Below are 20,580 nucleotides of genomic sequence, written 5' to 3'. Positions count from 1 at the left end.
GGAATCGCTCGACTCGGCAGGCCGCAAATCTGACATCGGCTACCCCGGCATTGCGAGGCTCGGAAAAGTTCATACGTGCGCTCGCCGAGCAAAGCCTTTCGGGCTGAACGCGAGTCATGTCACCGGGCGTTTCGGCGGACAGCGTCTTCGAACAGGTCGGCCGCCCTGGCCACACTCTCGGCGGGGTCGGTCATCCGAGTGGCGAGCGCGCGGGCCCTGGTGCGGTAGTCCGGTGCCAGGATCCGGCGTAGGTCGGTGGTCAGGGTCTGCGGGGTCGTCTTCGAAACACGGCGCGCAGTACCGACTTTCAGCCGCTTGAGCTGGTTTCCCCAGTACGGCTGGTCGGCAGAACTCCAAAGGATCAGGGTGGGAACCCCGGCGCGCAGGCTCGCGGCCGTGGTGCCAGAGCCACCGTGGTGCACGATGACACGCGACGCGGAGAAGACCTTCGCATAGTTCACCACCCCGACCACCTTGACGTGATCGGGGATGCGTACGCCGCTGAAGTCGGTGCCGCCCGCGCACACCAATGCCCGCTCGCCGAGCTGCGCGCACGCCGCGCTGATCATGTCCAGGGTCTCGACAGGAGATTCCACCGGAATGCTGCCGGTGGCAAAGCAGATCGGCGGCGCCCCCGCGGCGATCCATGACATCACCTCGTCGTCGGAGTCGGTGGTCAAACCCATGGTCAAGGCACCCACGAACGGGCGCTGCCCGTTCCACCTGGCCCACTCCGCGGCAAGGCCAGGCACGCTCACCTCGTCGTACGCCTGAATTTCGAGCCAACCTCGCTCGGCGATCCGCCGCGGCGAAGGACCGGTTGCCGAAGGCAAACCCAGTTCCTTTCGCTGGGCATCATCGACGTCTTTGGTGAAACGCCAGAGCAGCCACTCGGTCGCCGTGCCGCCGGAACGGATCAATTGAGCCGGCAGCATCGGCACGAGCTGTCCGTTGGGGCGCATGGGGAAGTGGTGCAGGCCGATCAGCGGGATACCGTAGTACTCCGCGATATTGGCGGCGGGCTGTTCGAAGTTCAAGCCCGTGGAGAGAAGATCGGCGCCGTCGGCGACCTTCATGAGCGTCGCGCTCGTCTCGTTCCAGTACGCGTTGATCGGTTGCCACAGTTCGCGCAGCGAACCGATCGGGTTGCGGAAGATTTGCGTCCAGAAGTTCCGCAGGAAGTCCTCCCGCAGGAACGCATGGAGCTCGGGCCCGTATTCGACCGCCGAAAGTCCGGCGCCGTCGGCGAAGCCGACCAACTCAGGTGGGACGGCCAGCTGAACGTCGTGACCTCTGCGCTGGAGTTCGCGGCCGATGCTGACGGACGGCTCGACGTCGCCGCGAGTTCCGTAACATGCCAGGGCAAACCTCATCAGGTACCAGCCTTTCAGCTGACGTGCGCGTCGGCGATCGCCGGATTGTCCGGTCATTATCGCTGGTTCGCACACTGTCGCAAGGTTGTTCGCCGTGGACTCGATGCAGATCGGATATGCGGGACGAGAAGTCCTCTACCGCATATGAATTCGCGACATACAAATGGCCTCTGACGAGGAGGTTTGCCATTTCCGCGGTATAGTCGGCCGCATGAACCTGGTCGAGTCGATCGAACGTGGTCTGGATTGGCTGTCGGCGCCCAAGCGTCTGCCAGGTCGTCTGGAGATGGAAACCCAACGGGGACGGCGTCTTGAACTGGAGGTCGTGTCCCTCACCATCCGCATGCCGGTGGCAGGCGGGGTGGTGCTGAAGCTTCCGGTGTTCATGACCGTGCTGCCTGCCGGCTCGTCCCCCGTGGAGGGCTCGCACGCACGGTCTGATCACGACGTCGAAAAACAGGATCCCGCGGGCGCCAAGGGCGATCGCTAAACGGAAAGCGGCGCAAGTACTTCCGGCGGTCTCCCGGCAGGCTGCGGCGGAGGCGTCCGGCGCTGCGCGCACCTTGTTGCTAGAACCGTTCTGACGGTGCAGATTTCGGGGCATCGGCGATCGCGGATCGTGCTGCTGTCACTACATGCGCGCCCGCCTGCAAGATTCGCAAGGTCTGTGCCGCCCGCGGCAGGCGGGTTACCTCGGAAAAACTACGCAAACCGGCGCTTCCAGCAACTCCGATATGCGCCCTAAGGGATGTTCAGCCAGCCTCTGACTTCGACGTAAATAATTTGAATTCAGATCTTGCTGAGTTTGCTGGAATTGCGGACAATGACCGATGTCAGAGCAGTGGTCACGCGCGATCGCGCCAACCCACAGAACTTTCACAAACTAGCAATTCTCGCAATGTTGCCTGTGCCCGAAAACCAGTCTCTACCTGCTGAAACATTACAATAATAGGAGTATGGTTAACAAATCACTTTCGCTAACCAGGATTCTCCAAAGTTGCTACCAGCGTAACTTCGTGAAAAGCTCAGACGCTGCGATGCGGGCCGCCGTATCTTTGCGATATGTTTGCGATGTCCGCGCAGCAACCTGGAGAAACGTGAGCATCAATCCATTCGACGACGACACCGGCAGCTTTCTCGTCTTGATCAACGACGAGGAGCAGCACAGCCTCTGGCCGAGCTTTGCCGACGTACCGGCCGGCTGGCGGGTGGTTTACGGCGAAGCGGACCGAGCTGCGTGTTTGGAGTTCATCGAGCAGAATTGGACTGATATACGGCCGAAGAGCCTGCGCGAGAGGTTGGCGCAGGGCGGGGCTCTTGAGCGCTGAACCGTCTTGGTGGGGAAGTCAATAATGGAACCTGACGACGGGGCGTTACCGCTTTCTCGCGGCCAGCTCGACATCTGGCTGTCGCAGGAAAGCGGATTCGCTGGCACTGCTTGGCAGCTGGGGCTTTTGGGCCGCATCGACGGTACCGTCCGGCACGATCTGCTCGAGCAGGCGATCCGCATGGCCATGAACGAAGCCGAACCCGCGCGGGCCGCCTTCTTCGAAGTCGACGGCCAGGTGTTCCAGAAACCCATCGATTGTTCCAACCTGGAATTGCCTTTTTACGATTTCAGGGACGCCGACGACCCCGTGCAAAAAGTGCGCGAAACTGCGTCGGCCATTCAGCACACCCCGTTGCCGCTAAGCGACGGAGTGGTGAAGTTTGCGTTGTTCCGTACCCGTCCGGATGAGTATTACTTGTTCGGATTGGGCCACCATATCGCGGTCGATGGCCTCGGTATGGCATTTGTGAGCCGCCGGATCGCCACGATCTACTCGGCAATGGTTGCGGGCGAACCTGTTCCGCCTGCCTACTTCGGTTCTTTGAAGGATCTTGTCGATTGCGAGAACGATTACCTCGCATCTCCGGATTACCAGGACGACGAGGCCTATTGGAGCCAGAACCTGCCACCGGCGAGCGGGCTGGATTACGGGCCCCCGAAGGGCGCCGACGAACGAGATGCGTATACGCCGTCCGCGTCGGTGGAAGTGGATCAGACCGTCGTCGGGCATATCAAAGCGCTGTCGAAGAGTTTGCGGATCCGGCGCTACTCGGTGTCGACCGCCGCGGTGGCACTCCTGGCGCGGGCGTGGTCGGCCAACAGTTCTGAAGTGGCACTCGACTTCCCGGTCAGCCGGCGGGTCACCCCGGAATCGAAGACCCTGCCCGCGATGATGGCCGGGGTTGCGCCACTGGTGCTGAACACCCCGCCCGATTGGACGGTCGGCGAGTTCTGCCGCCACGTCGACGTGCGGATCCGGGAACTGCTGCAGCACCAGCGCTATCCGGTGCACCTGCTCGAGGGCCAGGGCGGTGGCCCGCGGCACGCCTCGAACCGCGTGGCCGTGAACTTCATCCCCGCCCGCCTCACCCTGGACCTCGCGGGCGCGCCCGTTTCGGTGTCGTACACCAATCACGGTCCGATGGGTCACTTCGGACTTTTCTTCATCGGCTCCAGCGATCAGCTGTTCCTCAGCACCGCGGGGTCGGGACAGCCTTTCGCTGACTTCGGTGTCGCCGGACTTGCACAGCGCATCCAGCAGGTCGTGACCGCGATGGCGGCCGACCCGGACCGCCCACTGTCGTCACTGGATCTCCTGGGCCCCGAGGACCACTCCGTGTTGGCGGAGATCGGTCACCAGGCGGCGCTCAACGAGCACCTGCCGCACATCTCGATTCCAGACCTGTTCGCCCGGCACGTCAACAACGCCCCTGACGCGCCCGCGCTGACGTGCGACGGGCACACACTGACCTACCGCGAACTGGACGAGGCCTCCAATCGGATGGCGCACCTGCTCGCAGCGCAGGGTGCTGGTCCCGGCGAACGGGTTGCGCTGCTGTCGGAACGCTCGGCTCAGGCCGTTGTCGCGATCCTGGCGGTGCTCAAGACGGGCGCGGCGTACGTGCCGATCGACCCCGTGGTCCCGCCGGCCCGAATCGACTTCATCCTTTCCGACGCGGCGCCCATCGCGGTGATCGCCTCGGCCGGTGCGCGGTCGCGATTGGATGCACACGACCTCACGGTGATCGACATCGACGACGCGGCCGCAGGCGATCAGCCCAGCACCGCGCCGTCGGGGCCGGCTCCCGACGACATCGCCTACATCATCTACACGTCGGGTACCACCGGGACTCCCAAAGGCGTTGCGGTCACTCATCACAACGTCACGCGGCTGATGGCAGCGCTGGAATCCGGGCTGCCGCACCCGGGCGTGTGGCCGCTGTGCCATTCGCTGGCCTTCGATGCTTCCGTGTGGGAGATCGGAAACGCGCTGCTGCGCGGCGGCAGGCTTGTGGTGGTGCCCGAGGCGGTGGCCGGCTCGCCAGAGGACTTCCATGCGCTGTTGGTCTCCGAGAAGGTCGACGCGTTCACCCAGACGCCGTCCGCCGTGGCGATGCTGCCGACCGACGGACTCGAATCGGCCGCGCTCGTCGTCGTCGGCGAGGCCTGCCCGGCCTCGGTCGTCGAGCGGTGGTCGAAAGCCACGCGCGTGATGGTCAACGGCTATGGCCCCACCGAGACCACGATCTGCGTGACCGTGAGCGCGCCGCTCAAGCCCGGGGCGGCAGTGCCCATCGGCAAGCCGTTGCCCGGGGCCGCGTTGTTCGTGCTGGACACCTGGATGCGGCCGGTCCCGACCGGTGTCATCGGCGAACTGTACGTGGCAGGCGACGGTGTGACCTGCGGGTACCTCGGCCGCTCGGGCCTGACCGCCTCGCGCTTCGTGGCCAGCCCGTTCGGTGAGCCGGGCACGCGGATGTACCGCACCGGCGATCTGGTCCGGTGGGGTGACGACGGGCAGCTCGAATACCTCGGCCGCGCCGACGAGCAGGTCAAGATCCGCGGTTACCGCATCGAGCTCGGCGAAGTCCAGGCGGCACTGGCAGCCCTCGACGGCGTCGAGAACGCCGTTGTCATCGCCCGCGAGGATCGCCCCGGCGACAAGCGCCTCGTCGGATATGTCACCGGGACAGTCGATCCGGCGGAAGCCCGGGCCCGGCTGGCTGACCGGTTGCCGCCGTACATGGTCCCGGTCGCGGTCGTCATGCTGGACACGCTGCCGTTGACGGCCAACAACAAGCTCGACGTCCGCGCCCTGCCCGCACCCGAATACCAGGGCGCCGGAACGGATTACCGGGCTCCCGCCACTGCCGTCGAGGAGGTGCTGGCCGGCATCTACGCCGAGGTGCTCGGACAGGAGCGGGTCGGTGTCGACGACTCGTTCTTCGATCTGGGCGGTGACAGCATCCTGTCGATGCAGGTGGTGGCACGCGCTCGGGCGGCCGGCGTGTTCTGCCGCCCGCGCGACATCTTCGTCGAACAGAGCGTGGCCCGCCTGGCCTCGGTGGCCAAGGTCACCGGCGGTGAAGCCGCGGTGGTCGACGACGGCACCGGCCCGGTCGTGGCCACACCGATCATGCAGTGGCTCAACGCCGTCGACGGTCCGGTGGACGAGTTCAACCAGACCTTGGTGGTGCAGGCACCCGCCGGGGTGACCGAGGCGGACGTCGCAGTCGTGCTGCAGGCGCTGCTCGATCGGCATGCCACGTTGCGGATGGTGGCGCACAGGAACGGCGAGTGGTCGCTGGCCGTGCCGGACAAGGCGGAGCTGTGCCTGCACTCGGTCGACGTCCTGTCCGACGATGCGATCCGCACGGCCCGGTCCCGGCTGAACCCCGCGGCCGGGACGATGGTCTCCGCGCTGTGGGTTCCCGAGACGCGCCAGCTGGCGTTGATCGTGCACCACCTGGCCGTCGACGGCGTGTCGTGGCGGATCCTTTTGGAAGACTTGAACATCGCCTGGGCGCAGCATCACGCCGGGCAACCGGTCGAGCTGCCGGCCGCAGGGACGTCCTTCGCGCGGTGGTCTGCGCTGCTCGAGGAACATGCGCGCACCGCGGACGTCGAGGCACAGGCGGACGCGTGGCGGCAAGCCCTGGCGACACCCGCCGCGCTGCCTACCACCCGTGACACCTATGCCGATGCCGGCCGTCTGTCGGTCGAGTTGGACGCCGACACCACGCGCCTGCTGCTCGGTGAGGTACCCGCGGCGTTTCACGCGGGCGTGCAGGATGTCCTGCTCATCGCGTTCGGGCTGGCCTGGGCGGAACTCCTCGGCAGTGGCAACGCGCCGATCGGTATCGACGTCGAGGGCCACGGCCGCACAGAAGAACTGAGCGGAATTGTCGATCGAGAAATCGATCTGTCGCGCACGGTCGGCTGGTTCACCACCAAGTATCCCGTCGCGCTTGCTGCGGGCACGCTGCCGTGGCAGCAGGTGACAGCCGGGGCTGCCGCCCTGGGATCGGTGATCAAAGACGTCAAGGAGCAACTGCGGGCGCTGCCCGACGGGCTGACGTACGGCCTGCTGCGGTACCTGAATCCCGATGTGGACCTTGCGGGTTCGGAGCCGACCATCGGTTTCAACTATCTCGGACGGCTGGGCGCAGGAGCCGCCGAGCTCACGGATGACCTGTGGCGCATCGACTCCGAGAGCCTCTCGATGACGGACGTGGCCGCCGCGATCCCGACGCCGTTGGCGCACACCGTAGAACTCAATGCGGGCACCTTGGACGGTGATGGCGGGCCGCGCCTGCAGGCCAACTGGACGTGGGCACCGTCCGAGGTCGATCAGGACCAGATCAGCCGGCTGAGCCGGCTGTGGTTCGAGGCCCTGAAGGGGATCTGCGCACATGTGAAGAACGGCGGCGGCGGGCTGACCCCGTCGGACCTGGCCCCGGCCCGGTTGAGCCAGCAGCAGATCGACGAACTGCAGCGGCAGTACGCGGTCGCCGACGTGCTGCCGCTGACACCGCTGCAGCAGGGACTGCTGTTCCAGACGAGCTTCGCCGACGGCAATTCCGACGACACGGTTTACGCCGTGCAGCTCGCGGTGACCGTCGCCGGTCCGCTCGACCCGCAGCGCTTGCGCGACGCCGTGCACACCGTCGTCAAACGTCACCCGAACCTCGCACCCCGATTCTGCGAGCAGTTCGGCGAGCCGGTCCAGGTCATCTCGACCGATCCGGTAATCGCCTGGCAGTACGCCGAACTCGACACCGACGAACAGATCGAGCAGTTGTGCGCGGCCGAGCGCACCGCGGTGTGCGACCTGGCAGGCGAGTCGGTGTTCCGGGCCGCGCTGATCCGCACCGGCGACGACACTCATCGGCTCGTGCTGAGCCTGCATCACATCGTGATCGACGGTTGGTCGCTTCCGGTCATGCTGCGCGAGATTTTCGCCGGGTACTTCGGGCACCGCCTGCCCGCCGCGACGCCGTACCGGAACTTCGTCAGTTGGCTGGCCGGCCAGGATCACGACGTCGCCCGAGCCACGTGGCGCGATGTGTTCGCCGGATTCGACACCCCGACGCTGGTCGCTCCGCCTGCCCAGGCCGGAGCGCGCGGCGTCCAGTCCCATCGGGTGTCCGCCGAGACCACGCAGGCGCTCGGCGAGCTCGCACGCACTCATCGCACCACGGTCAACACCGTGCTGCAGGCCGCGTGGGCGCAGTTGCTTGCGTGGCTGACCGGACATCCCGACGTCGCATTCGGCGCCGCGGTGTCGGGCCGGCCCGCCGACCTGCCCGGCGCGGAATCGATTGTGGGCCTTTTGATCAACACCGTGCCGGTGCGCGGGACGATCAACGCGACGACGACCGTCGCGGATCTGCTGGACCAGCTGCAGCGCACACACAACGACACGGTCGAGCACGAGCACCTCTCGCTGGCCGAGATCCACCGCGCCGCAGGGCATGACCGCCTGTTCGACACCCTGTTCGTCTACGAGAACTATCCGATCGACACCGGTGCGCTGCTCGGCGTCGAGGACTTGGCGGTTACCGATTTCACCAGCCGCGAGTTCAACCACTACCCGCTGTCGATGGTCGTGACACCTGGCCACGAGCTGGTCCTGCGCGTCGAGTTCGACACCGAGGTGTTCGGCGCGTCCGAGGTGGAGGATCTCGTCGACCGGATGCAGCAGCTGCTGGCGGCCATGGTCGCCGATCCCGCCCGTCGGCTGGCGTCGATCGATCTGCTCGATGCCGCCGAGCACGACCGCCTCGACGCCTGGGGCAACCGGGCGGTGCTGGACCGGCCGGTGACGCACACACCGTCGATCCCGGCAGCCTTTGCCGACCAGGTGGCCCGTGACCCGCAGGCCGTCGCGCTCAGTTGCGATGGCCGGTCGTGGACCTACCGCGAGCTGGACGAGGCGTCAAACCGGCTGGCCCACTTGCTGACCAGTCGCGGTGCAGGCCCGGGTGAGCGGATCGCGTTGCTGCTGCCCCGCTCGGCAGAGGCGATCGCGGCGATCCTGGCCGTGCTGAAGACGGGCGCGGCGTACCTGCCGATCGACCCCGCGCATCCCGACACCCGGATCGAGTTCATGCTCGCCGACGCGGCACCGGTCGCCGCGGTGACCACGGGTGACCTGCGGCCGCGCCTGGCGTCGTCGGACGTGCCGATCGTCGAGATCGACGATCCGGCGTTCGACACGCAACCTGTTGCCGCGCTGCCGATCCCGGCGCCCGACAACATCGCCTACATCATCTACACGTCGGGCACCACCGGAAAACCCAAGGGCGTCGCGGTCACCCATCGCAACGTGACGCAGCTGCTGGAATCCCTGGACGCCGAGCTCGCGCTCGGACAGGTGTGGACGCAATGCCATTCGCTCGCGTTCGACTATTCGGTGTGGGAGATCTGGGGCGCGCTGCTCTACGGCGGCCGGCTGCTCATCGTGCCGGACGCCGTCGTCCGCTCGCCGGAGGATCTGCACGCGCTGCTGGTCACCGAACAGGTGAGCATGCTGAGCCAGACCCCCTCGGCGTTCTATGCGTTGCAGACCGCCGACGCGCTGCAGCCCGAGCTGGGCCAGCAACTCAAGCTGCAGACCGTGGTGTTCGGCGGCGAAGCGCTGGAACCGCAACGGCTTTCGGGCTGGATGCGCAGCCACCCCGGGCTGCCGCGCATGATCAACATGTACGGCATCACCGAGACGACCGTGCACGCGTCGTTCCGGGAGATCCTCGGGGCCGACGTCGACAGCAACGTCAGCCCCATCGGTGTGCCGCTGGAGCACCTGGCGTTCTTCGTGCTGGACGGCTGGCTGCGGCAGGTGCCCGTCGGTGTGGTGGGCGAGCTGTACGTGGCCGGATCCGGACTTGCCGCAGGCTATGTGGGCAGGCCCGACCTGTCGTCGACGCGATTCGTGGCGTGCCCGTTCGGCGGTGAAGGTGCCCGCATGTACCGCACGGGTGACCTCGTGCGCTGGGGTGCCGACGGTCAGTTGCGGTACGTGGGACGCGCCGACAAGCAGGTCAAGATCCGCGGCTACCGCATCGAACTGGGCGAGGTCCATGCCGCGCTTGCCAATCTGGACGGTGTCGAGCAGGCCGCGGTGATCGCGCGGGAGGACCGCCCCGGCGACAAGCGCCTGGTCGGTTACGTCACCGGCACGGTCGACCCGGTGGCCGCGCGGACCGTGCTCACCGAACGCCTTCCGGCGTACATGGTTCCGGCCGCGGTGGTGGTGCTCGACACGTTGCCGCTGACGGTCAACGGCAAGCTCGACACGCGCGCACTGCCGGCACCGGAGTACCGCGACGCCGATTCCTACCGCGCACCGGCAGACGCGGTCGAGGACATCCTGGCAGGTATCTACGCCCAGGTGCTCGGTGTCGAACGCGTCGGCGTCGACGACTCGTTCTTCGACCTCGGCGGAGACAGCATTTCGTCGATGCAGGTGGTGGCCAGGGCGCGGGCCGCGGGCTTGGTGTGCCGGCCGCGGGACATCTTCGTCGAGCAGACGGTGGCCAGGCTGGCCCAGGTGGTGTCGTCGGCAGACGGTGAACCGGGCACGGTCGACGAAGGCACTGGCCCGGTGACGTTGACGCCGATCATGCGGTGGCTGCGCAGCCTCGACGGCCCGACCGATCAGTTCAACCAGACCGTCGTCGTCCAGGCACCCGCGGGTGTCACCGAATCCGACGTGGAAGTGTTGCTCCAGACGCTGCTGGACCGGCATGCAATGTTGCGCGTGCGGGTTGGCGACGGGTCCGCGGAAGTCCCTGAGAAGGGCACGGTCCGGGCGCGTATCCACCCGGTGGACGCGCTGTCCGACGCCGCGCTCGACATCGCACGGTCCGAGCTGGACCCGGCCGCGGGTGAGATGGTCAGCGCGTTGTGGGTGGCCGAGACACGCCAGCTGGCGTTGATGATCCACCATCTGGCAGTGGATGCGGTGTCCTGGCGAATCCTGTTGGAGGACTTGAACATCGCGTGGGCGCAGCACCACGGTGGTCAGCCGGTACAACTGCCGTCCGGCGGAATGTCCTTCGCCAGGTGGTCGGCGCTGCTGGCCGAGCGCGCGCTCTCCGAGTCCGTCGTGGAGACCGCCGACGCCTGGCGAGAGATCATGGCGACGCCTGCCGCGCTGCCTGCGCTGCAACCGGAGTTGGACACCTACGCCAACGCGGGACGGCTGTCACTCGAACTGGATGCCGAGACCACGCGCCAGTTGATGACCGATGTGCCCGCCGCGTTCCATGCCGGGGTGCAGGACATTCTGCTGATCGCGCTCGGCTTGGCCGTGGCTGAATTCACCGGCTCGGAGCCGGCCGAGCAGATCGGTATCGACGTCGAAGGGCACGGCAGGCAGGAAGAGCTCGCGCGTGACGTCGACCTGTCGCGCACGGTCGGCTGGTTCACCACCAAGTACCCCGTGGCCGTGCCGGTCGGGGGCGTGTCGTGGGCGCAGGTGACCGCGGGCGAGCCGGCGTTGGGGCCGCTGATCAAGGCCGCCAAGGAAGCGCTGCGCGCGCTTCCCGACGGCCTGACGTACGGGCTGCTGCGCTACCTGAATCCCGAATCCGGCCTGTCCGGGCCGGATCCGGCGATCGGGTTCAACTACCTCGGGCGGCTCGGCGCGGCCGAGCTCGGCGACGACCTGTGGCGCATCGACTCCGACGGGGTGTCGGTCACCGCGGCTGCCACCGCGGTACCCACCCCGCTCGGCCACACCGTCGAACTCAACGCGGGAACGATCGCCACCGACGACGACACGCGGCTGCATGCCACGTGGACGTGGGCGCTTTCGGTCTTGGGCCACGACCAGGTCAGCCGGCTCAGCCAGCTGTGGTTCGACGCGTTGTCCGGAATCTGCGCGCATGTACGGCACGGCGGTGGCGGGCTGACCCCGTCGGACATCGCCCCGGCCCAGTTGAGCCAGCAGGAGATCGACGAGCTGCAGCAGCAGTATCCGGTCGCCGATGTGTTGCCGCTGACACCGCTGCAGCAGGGTCTGCTGTTCCACACGGGTGCCGCGCTGGGCAACGACGATCTGTACGCCGTCCAGCTGGACATCGCGGTCACGGGCGCGCTCGATCCCAAACGGCTGTACGACGCGGTGTACACCGTGGCCAAGCGCCGGCCGAATGTGGTGGCCCGCTTCACCGAGCAGTTCGGTATTCCGGTACAGGTGCTGCCTGCCGAGCCGGTATTCGGTTGGCAGTACCTCGAATTCGACGGTGCCGATGACGTCGAACAGCGGATCGAACAACTGTCGACGGCTGAGCGGGTTGCGGTGTGCGACCTGGACGGGCAACCGGCCTTCCGGGCGGCCCTGGTCAAGACGGCCGAACAGCAGTACCGGTTCATCCTGACCAACCACCACATCGTTCTCGACGGGTGGTCGAAACCGCTTCTGCTGCAGGAGATTTTCGCGAGCTACTTCGGTGCGCGCCTACCGGCGCCCGTGCCGTACCGGCGCTTCGTCTCTTGGCTGGCCGAGCAGGACAACGCCGCGGCACGCGCAGCGTGGGGCCGCGTACTGGACGGTTTCGAAACGCCGACGCTCGTCGGCCCACCCGGCCGCATGGCGCTCGGGCCGCGGAGCGTCGAATCGTTCCAGCTGTCGGCCGAGACCACGAAGGCCCTCGGCGACCTCGCGCGCTCGTGCCACACCACCGTCAGCACCGTGTTGCAGGCCGCGTGGGCCCAGGTGCTGATGTGGTTGACGGGCCAGCACGACGTCGTGTTCGGGACCGCGGTGTCGGGGCGGCCGACCGACCTGGTGGGTGCCGAATCGATGGTGGGACTGTTGATCAACACCGTTCCGGTGCGTGCGACCATCACGCCGGCCACCACCGTTGCCAGCCTGGTCGGGCAGCTGCAGGGGGCTTACACCGAAACCTTGGAGCATCAACACCTGGCGTTGAACGAGATTCACCGCGCGACCGGCCACGACCAATTGTTCGACACCATGTTCGTCTACGAGAACTATCCGATCGACACAGCAGCGCTGCTGGGCGTGCAAGAGCTCGCCATCACTGGCTTCACCAACCGGGAGTACAACCATTACCCCTTGTCGGTGCAAGCCGTTCCAGGCCATGAACTGGGTCTCCGCGTCGAATTTGACACTGACGTCTTCGACTCTGCCCGCATCCGGAAGTTGGTTGACCGGTTGCGGCGGGTACTAGAGGCCATGACCGCAGACACGAGGGAGCAGTCATGAGTGTCGATACCACCCGGACGCTGTTGTCATTGGACCTCGACGACGACGATGAGAACGACCGCCTCGACGAATGGGGTCACCGCGCTGTCCTGACCGAGCCCGGCCCGACGCCGGTCTCGATTCCGGCGATGTTCGCCGAGCAGGCGGCGCGCGTGCCAGAGACGGTCGCGCTGGTGTTCGGGGACCGGTCGTGGACCTACCGCGAACTCGACGAGGCCACCAACCGGCTGGCGCATCTGCTGACCGAACATGGTGCAGGCCCGGGCCAGACCGTGGCGATGCTGATCCCCCGCTCTGCCGAGGCCATCATCGCGATTCTCGCGGTGCTCAAATCCGGGGCCGCGTATCTGCCGATCGATCCGGCGCATCCCGATGCGCGGATCCATTTCATGGTGTCCGACGCGATGCCGATCGCGGCGCTCACCACCGCGGATCTGCGTGCGCGGCTCGACGGGACCGATCTGGTGGTGCTCGACGTCGACGATGCGGGCATCGGCGACCGCCCCAGCACCGCGTTGCCCGGGCCGACACCTGACGACCTCGCATACCTGACGTACACGTCGGGCACCACTGGCGTCCCGAAAGCCGTTGCAGTGGCGCATCGCAACGTCACTCGGCTACTGGGGACACTGCACCCCGACCTGCCCGCGGGTCCGGGGCAGGTGTGGTCACAGTGGCACTCGCTGGTGTTCGACGTGTCGGTGTGGGAGATCTGGGGTGCCTTGCTGCACGGCGGCCGACTTGTCGTCGTGCCGGAGACCGTGGCGAGCTCACCCGACGATCTGCACAACCTGCTGATCACCGAGAAAGTCACCGTGCTGTGCCAAACCCCTTCGGCGGCAGGCATGTTGTCGCCGGAGCGGTTGGAGTCGACCACTCTGGTGGTGGCGGGTGAGGCCTGCCCGACCGAGTTGATGGACCGGTGGGCGACGGCCGGACGCGTGATGATCAACGCCTACGGTCCGACCGAGGCGACCATCTACGCCGCCATGAGCACCCCGCTGACCGCCGGGACGGGCGTCGCACCGATCGGATCGCCGGTGCCCGGGGGTGCGCTGTTCGTCCTCGACAAGTGGCTGCGACCGACTCCCGAAGGCGTCGTCGGCGAGCTGTATGTGGCTGGCGGGGGCGTTGTTCCCGGGTATGCCCGCCGTGCCGGTCTGACAGCTTCGCGGTTCGTGGCGTGCCCGTTCGGCAAGCCGGGCGACCGCATGTATCGCACGGGGGATCTCGTGCGGTGGGGCGCCGACGGGCAGCTCGAGTACCTGGGCCGCGCCGACGAGCAGGTCAAGATCCGCGGCTACCGCATCGAACTCGGCGAGATCCAGGCCACGCTCGCGCGCCTTGACGGCGTCGACCAGGCAGTGGTCATCGCGCGCGAGGATCGCCCGGGCGACAAGCGTCTCGTCGGGTACATCACCGGATCCGCGGATCCGGCCGAACTCCGCAGTGCGCTGGGGCAACGGCTTCCGGCCTACATGGTCCCGGCCGCGGTCGTGGTGCTCGACGCGCTCCCACTGACCGTCAACGGCAAGCTCGACCGGCGTGCCCTGCCCGCACCCGAATACCGCGGCGCCGGTGGGGAATACCGTGCTCCCGCCACGCCGGTCGAGGAAATTTTGGCCGGCATCTACGCCCAGGTGCTCGGCGTCGAGCGGGTCGGCGTGGACGATTCGTTCTTCGATCTCGGCGGCGACAGCATCCTGTCGATGCAGGTCGTGGCCCGCGCCCGCGCGCAGGGCGTGCAATGCCGGCCGCGGGACATCTTCGTCGAGCAGACCGTGGCCCGTCTCGCTGCCGTGGCCGCCGTTGCCGGTGGCGAGGCCGCAGTGGTCGACGAGGGCATCGGACCTGTCATACCGACGCCGATCATGCGGTGGCTCGACACTGTTGACGGCCCGGTCGGCGAGTTCAACCAGACCTTGGTGGTCCAGGCTCCGGCCGGGGTGACCGAGGCGGACGTCAAGGTCGTGCTGCGGGCGTTGCTGGATCGGCACGCCACGTTGCGCATGCGGGTCGACGGCCTGTCGGCAGAGGTTCCGGAGGTGGGTTCGGCACAGCTGCACCTGCATTCGGTTGATTCGTTGACCGACGAGGCGATCCATGCCGCGCGATCGCGGCTCAACCCCGCCGCCGGCGACATGGTCTCCGCGCTGTGGGTTCCCGACACCCGCCAGTTGGTGCTGATCGTGCACCACCTGGCCGTCGACGGCGTGTCGTGGCGAATCCTTTTGGAAGACTTGAACATCGCGTGGGTCCAGCATCACGCCGGGCAAGCGGTCGAGCTGCCGGCCGGAGGCACGTCGTTCGCGCGGTGGTCGCACCTGCTGGAAGAGCACGCGAGCAGCGCCGAGGTGGTCGAGCTCGCCGACACGTGGCGCCACGTTCTCGAGACGCCTCCGGTGTTGCCACCGACCGACGACACCTACGTGGACGCCGGGCAGTTGTCGTTGTCGCTGGACGCAGACACCACCCGTCGGCTGCTCGGTGAGGTACCTTCGGCGTTTCACGCAGGCGTGCAAGACATCCTGTTGATCGCGTTCGGGTTGGCCTGGGCCGAGTTCACGGGTAAGCCTGCCATCGGCATCGACGTCGAGGGCCACGGCCGAGCCGAGGAACTCGCTCGCGACGTGGATCTGTCCCGCACCGTGGGCTGGTTCACCACCAAGTACCCCGTCGCACTCGCGGCAGGGCCATTGCGGTGGGAGCACGTCACGTCGGGTGATCCCGCCCTCGGCGCGGCGATCAAGCACGTCAAGGAGCAGCTCCGCACCTTGCCGGATGGCCTCACCTACGGACTGCTTCGGTACTTGAATCCCGATGTGGACCTTGCCGGTTCGGAGCCGACCATCGGCTTCAACTATCTGGGCCGGCTCGGTACGGGCGACCTCACCGACGACATGTGGCGCATCGACGCCGAGGATCTGACGGCCGCGGAGGCCGCCTCGGCGGTCGCGATGCCGCTCATGCACACCGTGGAGCTCAATGCGGGCACGTTGGACGGTGATGGCGGTCCGCGCCTGCAGGCCAACTGGACGTGGGCGCCGTCGGTGATCGACGAGGCTCAGATCAACCGGCTCGGCACGCTGTGGTTCGAGGCCCTGAAGGGGATCTGCGCGCATGTGAAGAACGGCGGCGGTGGGTTGACCCCGTCGGACCTGGCCCCGGCCCGGTTGAGCCAGCAGCAGATCGACGAACTGCAGGAGCAGTACACCGTCGCCGATGTGCTGCCGCTCACCCCGGTGCAGCAAGGGCTGCTGTTCCACTCGACGTTCGCGGGTGGCGCCGACGACCTCTACGCGGTGCAGCTGGACATCACGGTGGCAGGCGTGCTCGACCAGCATCGGCTGCGCGACGCCGTGCACACCGTGGTCGCCCGCCATCCCAACCTCGCCGCGCGGTTCACCGACCGGTTCGGGGAGGCCGTGCAGGTGCTCACCGCCAACCCGGTGATGGCGTGGCGGTACCTCGATCTGCGCGGAGACGACCGCAACCCCGACGGTGAGATCGATCAGTTGTGCGCGGCCGAGCGGGCCGCGGTGTGCGACTTGATCGACCGGCCGACGTTCCGGGCCGCGTTGATCCGAACCGCGGGCAATCAGCACCGATTCGTGCTGACCTTCCACCACATCGTCGTGGACGGCTGGTCCCTGCCGATCCTGCTGCAGGAGATCTTCGCCAGTTACTTCGGACAGCGCCTGCCGGCGCCCGCGTCCTACCGGAGCTTCGTCAACTGGCTCTCGGAGCAGGATCGCGATGCCGCAAAAGCGGCTTGGCGCAAGGCATTGGACGGGTTCCACACGCCGACCCTGGTCGCACCACCGGCACCGCCCGGGCCCCGCGGGGTCGAGTCCTACCGGGTTTCGAACGAGCTCACCCAGGCTCTCGGTGAACTCGCGCGCTCGCAGCACACCACGGTCAACACAGTGCTGCAGGCCGCCTGGGCGCAGTTGCTGATGACGCTGACCGGTCAGCACGATGTCGCATTCGGCACCGCGGTGTCGGGACGTCCTGCCGAACTGGCCGGGTCCGAATCGATCGTGGGCCTGCTGATCAACACCGTTCCGGTGCGGGCGCGCACGAGCGCCGACACCACGGTGGCCGGCCTGCTGGAACAGCTGCAGCATGCCCACAACGACACGCTCGAGCACGAACACCTGGCGCTCAACGAGATTCATCACCTCGCGGGCCACGATCAACTGTTCGACACGCTGTTCCTCTACGAGAGCTACCCGATCGACACGAGCGGGTTCATGGGCGTGCACGAGCTGACCATCACCGAGTTCAAGAACCGCGAGTACAACCACTATCCGCTGTCGGTGATGGTGATCCCCGGGCATGAGCTCGGCCTGCGGGTCGAGTACGACACCGGTGTGTACGACGTAGCCGACATCGAGGGCATGATCGACCGGTTCCAGCGCCTGCTGGCCTCGATGACCAGCGATCCGTCGCGTCGGCTGTCGTCGATGGACGTGCTCGAGGACCATGAGCACGACCGGCTCGACGACTGGGCCAACCGCGCGGTGCTGACGCAACCGGTGACCGCGCCGGAGTCGATTCCGGCCGCGTTCGCCGCTCAGGTGGAACGCGACCCGTGCGCGTTGGCCCTGACCTTCGAAGACCGCTCGCTGACCTACGGTGAGCTCGACGAAGATGCGAACCGGCTGGCGAACATGTTGGCCATGTACGGCGCGGGCCCGGGAGAGTCGGTGGCTCTGCTGATTCCGCGTTCCGACGAGGCCATCGTGGCGATCCTTGCGGTGCTGAAGACGGGTGCGGCCTATGTGCCGATCGACCCGGCGGTCCCGGATACCCGGCTGGAGTTCATGCTGACCGATGCGGCGCCGATCGTCGCAGTCACCACGTCGGAGCTGCGGGTACGGCTGGACGGTTTCGATGTCGAGGTGCTTGAGGTCGACGAACCCGATGATCCCGCCGTCGCGATCTACCCCAGCACCAAGTTGCTGCCGCCGTCGCCCGACGATATCGCGTACATGATCTACACGTCCGGCACCACCGGTGTCCCGAAAGGTGTTGCGGTCACGCATCAGAACGTGACGCAGGTGGTCAAGTCCCTGCCGGCCGAGCTGCCGTCGGGCCCGGGCCAGGTGTGGTCGCAGTGGCACTCGCTGGTGTTCGACGTGTCGGTGTGGGAGATCTGGGGCGCGCTGCTGCACGGCAGCCGGCTCGTCGTCGTACCCGAGTCGGTCGCGGGTTCCCCGGACGAACTGCATGATCTCCTGGTCGCCGAACAGGTCAGCGTTCTCTACCAAACCCCTTCGGCGGTGGGCATGTTGTCGCCGGAAGGCCTGGAGAACACGGCCCTGGTGGTGGCGGGTGAAGCGTGCCCGACCGAGGTCGTGGATCGCTGGGCACCTGGCCGCGTGATGATCAACGCGTACGGTCCGACCGAGGCCACGATCTATGCGGCCATGAGTGCGCCGCTGCAGGCCGGTACGGGTTCGGTGCCCATCGGGTCGCCGGTTCCCGTCGGTGCGACCTTCGTCCTCGACGAATGGCTGCGTCCGGTGCCGCCCGGTGTGGTCGGCGAGCTGTATCTGGCGGGCCGCGGGGTGGGCATCGGTTACCTCCACCGGTCGGGTTTGACCACCACGCGGTTCGTGGCGTGCCCGTTCGGTGAACCGGGTTCGCGCATGTACCGCACGGGCGACCTGGTGCAGTGGGGCCCCGATGGGCAGTTGCAGTACCTGGGCCGGGCCGACGAGCAGGTCAAGATTCGCGGCTATCGCATCGAACTCGGCGAGATCCAGGCCGTGCTGGCAGCGCAGGACGGCGTGACGCAGGCCGCGGTGATCGCGCGCGAAGACCGTCCGGGTGACAAGCGTCTCGTGGGGTACGTGACGGGAACGGCGGACCCGGCCGAGTTGCGCAGCGCGCTGGGGCAACGGCTTCCGGCCTACATGGTTCCGGCCGCGGTGGTCGTGCTCGACGCGTTGCCGCTGACCGTCAACGGCAAGCTCGACCGGCGGGCACTCCCGGCGCCCGACTATCACGACGCCGCGCGGTACCGCGCGCCGGCCAGCCCGGTCGAAGAGATGATCGTCGGCATCTACTCCCACGTGCTCGGTGTCGAACGGGTGGGAACCGACGATTCGTTCTTCGACCTCGGCGGGGATTCCATCTCGGCGATGCGCGTCGTCGCCGCGATCAACACCGCCCTCGATGCGAATCTTGCGGTGCGCACCTTGTTCGAGGCGCCGTCGGTGAGAAGCCTCAGCTTGCATCTCGACGGTGACACCAGCTCCGTCACAGCGCATCCTGACACCCACGGGCCCAGCTTCGCCTCGGTGCACGATCCCGATTCGGATGAGATCCGGGCGAGCGATCTCACCCTGGACAAGTTCATCGATGCCGCGACCTTGCGGACGGCGCCGAGCCTGCCACGCCCCAACGGGCAGACTCAGACGGTCCTGCTGACGGGTGCGACCGGATTCCTCGGCCGCTACCTGCTGCTGGACTGGCTGCGGCGGCTGCGACGCGTCGACGACACCGTGATCTGCCTGGTGCGGGGCAAGTCTGACGATGAGGCGCGTCGCCGCCTCGAGGCGACGTTTGCCACCGACCCGGTGCTGAGCAGGCACTTCAAGGAGTTGGCAGGCGAACGCCTCAAGGTCATCGCAGGCGACAAGGGCGAGCCGAATCTCGGCCTGGACGAGCAGACGTGGCAACAGCTGGCCCGCGACGTCGACCTGATCGTCGATTCCGCGGCGTTCGTCAACAGCGTGCTGCCCTACTGGGAGCTGTTCGGCCCCAACGTCGTCGGCACAGCCGAGCTGATCAGGTTCGCGATCACCACGAAGCTCAAGCCCTACACGTTCGTCTCGACGTCCGACGTCGGTAGGCAGATCGAGCCCTCGCGGTTCACCGAAAGCGCTGACATCCGGTTGATCAGCGCTACGCGTACGGTCGACGCCAGCTATGCCAACGGTTACGGCAACAGCAAGTGGGCCGGTGAGGTACTGCTTCGCGAGGCACACGATCTGTGCGGGCTGCCGGTCGCGGTGTTCCGTTCCGGCATGATCATGGCCGAGCCCAACTACGCGGGACAGTTGAACGTGGCCGACACGGTGACCCGGATGGTGTTGAGCATCGTGGCCACGGGTGTCGCGCCGGAGTCGTTCTACCGGCTCGGTCCGGACGGCGAGCGGCAGCGTGCCCACTTCGACGGTCTGCCCGTCGATTTCGTCGCCGAGGCGATCACGACGCTGGGGTGGCGGGTGGCCCGCTCCGCGTGGCCTGAGTTCGAGACCTATCACGTGATGAACCCGCACGACGACGGCATCGGTATCGACCAGTACATCGACTGGCTGATCGAGGCCGGCTATCCGATCGAGCGCATCGGCGATTTCCAGGAATGGTTGCGGCGTTTCGAAATCGGTCTGCGGGCCCTGCCGGATCGGCAGCGACAGAACTCGGTGCTGCAGATGCTCATGGTGTTGCGACAGCACGGGGATCTGCAGCCGCCCGAGCCGACGCTGGGGTCGTACGCGCCGGCCGACCGGTTCCACGCTGCGGTACGTGAGGCGGAAATCGGTCCGGCGGGCGACATTCCGCATGTCTCTGCACCGGTGATCGTCAAGTACGTCACTGATTTGCAACGACTCGGCTTGCTCTGAGCC

5 protein-coding genes are annotated in these 20,580 nt (G+C 67.0%); 4 read left to right on the top strand and 1 reads right to left on the bottom strand.

The features are described 5' to 3' along the window. Window positions 1-119: 119 nt before the first annotated feature. Window positions 120-1,373 carry a glycosyltransferase gene (locus G6N67_RS11560; protein WP_036434840.1) on the bottom strand — a complete coding sequence of 418 codons (1,254 nt, stop codon included), beginning with the start codon at window positions 1,371-1,373 and terminating at the stop codon, window positions 120-122. A 211-nt stretch (window positions 1,374-1,584) separates the two neighbouring features. On the opposite strand from G6N67_RS11560, the gene G6N67_RS11555 reads away from it, so the two are divergent. From G6N67_RS11555 to G6N67_RS11540, 4 genes are all read left to right on the top strand, one after another. Then, window positions 1,585-1,863: a hypothetical protein gene (locus G6N67_RS11555; protein ID WP_036430381.1), complete on the top strand. Its 279-nt coding sequence runs from the start codon at window positions 1,585-1,587 to the stop codon at window positions 1,861-1,863. A gap of 607 nt (window positions 1,864-2,470) precedes the next feature. Continuing rightward, the gene (locus G6N67_RS11550) at window positions 2,471-2,701 is read left to right on the top strand and encodes an MbtH family protein (RefSeq protein WP_036430379.1); all 231 of its coding nucleotides are present in this window, start codon (window positions 2,471-2,473) and stop codon (window positions 2,699-2,701) included. Window positions 2,702-2,725: 24 nt separating this feature from the next. Next, window positions 2,726-12,940 (top strand): non-ribosomal peptide synthetase, encoded by a 10,215-nt coding sequence (locus tag G6N67_RS11545; protein ID WP_081812451.1) that lies wholly within the window; start codon window positions 2,726-2,728, stop codon window positions 12,938-12,940. Next, window positions 12,937-20,577: a non-ribosomal peptide synthetase gene (locus G6N67_RS11540; protein WP_036430378.1), complete on the top strand. Its 7,641-nt coding sequence runs from the start codon at window positions 12,937-12,939 to the stop codon at window positions 20,575-20,577. The genes G6N67_RS11545 and G6N67_RS11540 overlap by 4 nt, the downstream gene beginning before the upstream one ends. Window positions 20,578-20,580 lie beyond the last annotated feature (3 nt).

This window comes from Mycolicibacterium mageritense (assembly GCF_010727475.1).
GTDB classification, from domain to species: domain Bacteria; phylum Actinomycetota; class Actinomycetes; order Mycobacteriales; family Mycobacteriaceae; genus Mycobacterium; species Mycobacterium mageritense.
The sequence above is the reverse complement of the archived record's forward strand: the minus strand, read 5'-3'. Positions and strand labels throughout refer to the sequence as shown.